We start from the raw sequence: 3980 nt of genomic DNA, 5'->3' as shown, positions 1-3980 counted from the left end.
CTGGCCGAACGGCTCAAGGTCAGCCGCAACACGGTGCGCGAGGCGCTGACGCGGTGGGAGGGATTGGGCCTGGTCGAGCGCCGGCAAGGCAGCGGCACCTATCTCAAGGCGGCCGTATCGCCCGATATGCTGCATCTGCCGCTGACGCTGGCGGGCGGCAATGATTTCACCAGCCTGATGCAGACGCTGGAAACCCGCCGCGCACTGGAAGCGGAAGCGGCGGCACTGTGCGCCGAGCGGGCAGGCCCCGCCGACATTGCCGAGATCGAACGCAAGCTCGATATCATGGAGCAGGCGTTTCGCACCCTAGACGGCATGTCATCGGAAGAGGACTGGGAATTCCACCAGGCGATCTACCGGGTCTCCGGCAATCCGCTGTTCGAACAGATCATCGCGGCCATGCACGAACTGTTCCACCGTTTCTGGGAACATCCACTCGGCGTGCGCGATTTCGGCCATGCCAGCTTTCCCTATCACCGCACCATCTACGAGTGCATCGCCGCGCGTGATCCGCAAGGCGCCCGCGGCGAGGCGCTGAAGCTCATCGCCACCGTCGAGGACGACCTGAAGCGCGGTGCGGCCAAACTCAAACTTTCGGACCTGAGATGAACGAGCACCCAGCCGGTTTCGATCAAGACTATCTCGCCGAGGCGGCGACGCTTTTGGCGCATGATGAACCGTTCCCCGGCGGCGCCGTCGTGCCGCCTATCTACCAGACGTCGCTGTTCACCTTCGCCAATTACGCCGAAATGGCCGATACCTTTGCCGGCAAGCGAAAGCAGCCGATCTATTCGCGCGGCGACAATCCGACGGTCATGGAGTTCGAGGCGCGTGTCGCGGCGCTCGAAGGCGCCGAGGCCGCGCGCGGCTTTTCAAGCGGCATGGCAGCGATCAGCGCCACCGTGCTTGCCTTCGTCGGGGCGGGCGAGCGCATCGTCGCGGTACGCAATTGCTATGGCGATGCCTACCGGCTGTTCGAGCGGCTCCTGCCGCGGCTCAACATCAAGGTCGATTATGTCGACGGCTCGGACCCGGATGCGGTGGCGGCGGCATTGCCCGGCGCAAAGCTGCTTTATCTGGAAAGCCCGACCTCGATGATGTTCGAGCTTCAGGACCTGCCGCATCTGACCCGGCTGGCCAAGGAGCAGGGCATCATCACCACCATCGACAATTCCTGGGCGACGCCGGTGTTCCAGAAGCCGATCTCGCACGGCGTCGATCTCGTGCTGCACTCGGCCTCGAAATATCTCGGCGGCCACAGCGACACCGTTGCCGGCGTGGTGGCGGGCTCGGCCGCGCACATCAAACACATCAACGAGCAGACCTATTCCTATCTCGGCGGCAAGCTGTCACCGTTCGAGGCCTGGCTCTTGCTGCGCGGCCTGCGCACGCTGCCGCTGCGCCTGCCGCACCACATGAAGAGCGGGCTCGCCATCGCCGAACGGCTGAAGGCGCATGGCAATGTCGAGCGGGTCAACCACCCCGTCTATTCGAACCATCCGGGCAAGGCGACGCTTGCCGGCTATGGCGGGTTGTTCTCGTTCGAAGTTACCGACGATATCGACATTCCCGTCTTCGTCGACGCGTTGAAATATTTCCGCATCGGCGTCAGCTGGGGTGGGCATGAGAGCCTGGTCGTGCCGGCCAAGGCGTCGCTGGAGCAGACGCCGGGACTGAATTCGATGGCGCGCTTCGGCGTCAGCCCCCGAACCATCCGCTTCAATGTCGGATTGGAAAGTGTCGAGGATCTTTGGGCGGATGTCGCCCAGGCCTTCGAAAAAGCCAGAAAATAACAAGCGGGTTCAAAATGGGAGTCTTGAACATGAAAAAACTGACCGTCATGCTTGCCACCGTCGCGGGGCTGGCAATTTCCGCCGGGGGCGCGCTCGCCGATTCGACCCTGAAAATGGTCGAGGTCATCACCAGCCCGCCGCGCACGGAGTTCCTGAAAAAGCAGATTGCCGAGTTCGAGGCGGCCAATCCGGGTGTCAAGGTCGAGCTGGTCTCGCTGCCCTGGGGGCAGGCGTTTGAAAAATTCCTGACCATGGTGCAGGCCGGCGATACGCCCGATGTGGTCGAGATGCCGGAACGCTGGATGGGGCTTTACGCCAACAACGCTCAGCTCGAGGATCTCGGCCCCTATATGGCCAAGTGGGACGACGCCAAGACGCTCGGCGACCGCGCCAAGCAGTTCGGCTCGACGGTCAACAACACCCAGTTCATGATCCCCTACGGCTACTATGTGAACGCGCTGTTCTGGAACAAGAAGCTGTTCAAGCAAGCCGGCCTCGACGGTCCGCCGGCGACGCTTGACGAATTCGTCGCCGATTCCAAGAAAATCTCGGCCATTCCCGGCAAATACGGCTACTGCCTGCGCGGCGGGCCGGGCGCCTTCAACGGCATGCACATGTTCATGAACATCGCCGCCGGCAAGGGTGGCTATTTCAACGAGGACGGCACCTCGACCATCAATGAAGAGGGCTCGGTCAAGGGCCTGCAGATGCTGGCCGACATGTACAAGGACGGCCTGGCGCCGAAGGATGCCGTGAGCTGGGGTTTCAACGAAACGGTCACCGGCTTCTATTCCGGCACTTGCGCCATGCTCAACCAGGATCCGGATGCACTGCTCGGCATCGCCGACAAGATGAGCGCCGACGACTTCGCCGTGGCGCCGATGCCGACCGGTCCGAGCGGCAAGTCCTATCCGACGCTCGGTTATGCCGGCTGGGCGATGTTCGCCAACTCGCAGCACAAGGATGATGCCTGGAAGTTGATGGCGACGCTGCTCTCGCCGAAGGACAATCTGGAATGGGCCAAGGAAGTCGGCGTCATCCCGATCCACAAGGGCGCCGACCAGGACGCCCACTTCAAGACCGAGCAGTTCAAGGGCTGGTTCACCGAGCTCAGCGACGGCGCCAAATATGAGATGGTGACGCCGCCGACGCACCTCGAAAACCTTGGCAACTTCGTCGACCAGGTGGCGATCAAGAACTTCCAGGAAGTGCTGCTCGGCCAGAAGACGGCCAAGGACGTCGCCGACCAGTGGGCTGCCTTCCTGACCAAGGAACAGCAGGACTGGCTGGCGAAGAACAAGAAGTAAGCGCAGGCTTTTCCTTCTCCCCGTTCACGGGGAGAAGGTGGCCCGACAGGGCCAGATGAGGGGCAGCGCTGAGTTCTCAGAAGCTGGCGCCGCCCGTGATCTGCCTGCCGGCATCTTCTCCCCGTTGAACGGGGAGAAGGACGCTTGTCGCCAACGCCGCGCTCCCAAAGGACGTTCCACAGCCAATGACCTATGCCGTGTCCGAAATACGATCTGTCGGCAAGCCGCGACGTAAGTGGCTCACACACGCTGCCATCGAGCCCTGGCTCTATCTCAGCCCGGCGATCATCCTGCTGGTCGTGGTGCTGCTCGTGCCGCTGGTCATCGGCATCAGCTATTCCTTCCGCAAGTTCTCCGCCTTCAAGTCGGAATATGTCGGGCTCGGGCAGTATCAGGCGATGTTTTCGGACCAGGTGCTGGGGCAGGCGCTGGTCAACACGCTGTGGTGGACGGTCGCCAGCCTGTTCTTCCAATTCTTCCTCGGCCTTGGCCTGGCGCTGCTGCTCGACAAGCCGTTCCCAGGCCGCAAGGCGGTGCAGGCGCTGGTCTTCCTGCCCTGGGCGGTGCCGTCCTTCCTGTCGGGCCTGACCTGGGCCTGGCTGTTCAACCCGATCATCGGTCCGCTGCCGCACTGGCTGTTCGCCTTGGGGCTGAAAGCCGAGCCGACCAACGTGCTTTCCGATCCGGCCACCGCCATGTGGGGGCCGATCGTCGCCAATGTCTGGTTCGGCATTCCGTTCTTCGCCATCACGCTGCTGGCGGCGCTGAAGTCGATTCCCTCGGAGCTGCATGAGGCGGCGGCGATCGACGGCGCTTCGCCCTGGCAACGCTTCACCAAGGTGACGCTGCCGTTCCTGGCGCCGACCATAGCCATCACGGT

Annotated in this window: 4 protein-coding genes; all 4 read left to right on the top strand. The window is 62.9% G+C overall.

What is annotated here, in order from left to right; genetic code table 11:
• A partial coding sequence (locus EOA36_RS29740) for an FCD domain-containing protein (protein WP_145969374.1) occupies positions 1-609 on the top strand: 609 nt, incomplete at its 5' end.
• Entirely contained in the window at positions 606-1793 is a 1188-nt protein-coding gene (locus EOA36_RS29735; protein ID WP_127280537.1) for a PLP-dependent transferase, read from the top strand. The genes EOA36_RS29740 and EOA36_RS29735, both read left to right, overlap by 4 nt.
• 29 nt (positions 1794-1822) lie before the next feature.
• The gene (locus tag EOA36_RS29730) at positions 1823-3100 is read left to right on the top strand and encodes a sugar ABC transporter substrate-binding protein (RefSeq protein ID WP_127280536.1); all 1278 of its coding nucleotides are present in this window, start codon (positions 1823-1825) and stop codon (positions 3098-3100) included.
• Between the two features lie 185 nt (positions 3101-3285).
• On the top strand, positions 3286-3980 hold a 695-nt coding region (locus tag EOA36_RS29725; RefSeq protein ID WP_145969373.1), incomplete at its 3' end, for a sugar ABC transporter permease.

The organism is Mesorhizobium sp. M8A.F.Ca.ET.021.01.1.1 (assembly GCF_003998025.1).
In the GTDB taxonomy this organism is placed as follows: Bacteria; Pseudomonadota; Alphaproteobacteria; order Rhizobiales; family Rhizobiaceae; genus Mesorhizobium.
The sequence above is the reverse complement of the archived record's forward strand: the minus strand, read 5'-3'. Positions and strand labels throughout refer to the sequence as shown.

Coding starts and splice junctions, on each gene's coding strand:
- EOA36_RS29735 (WP_127280537.1), top strand. CDS start 606: ATGAACGAGCACCCAGCCGGTTTCGATCAAGACTATCTCGCCGAGGCG.
- EOA36_RS29730 (WP_127280536.1), top strand. CDS start 1,823: ATGAAAAAACTGACCGTCATGCTTGCCACCGTCGCGGGGCTGGCAATT.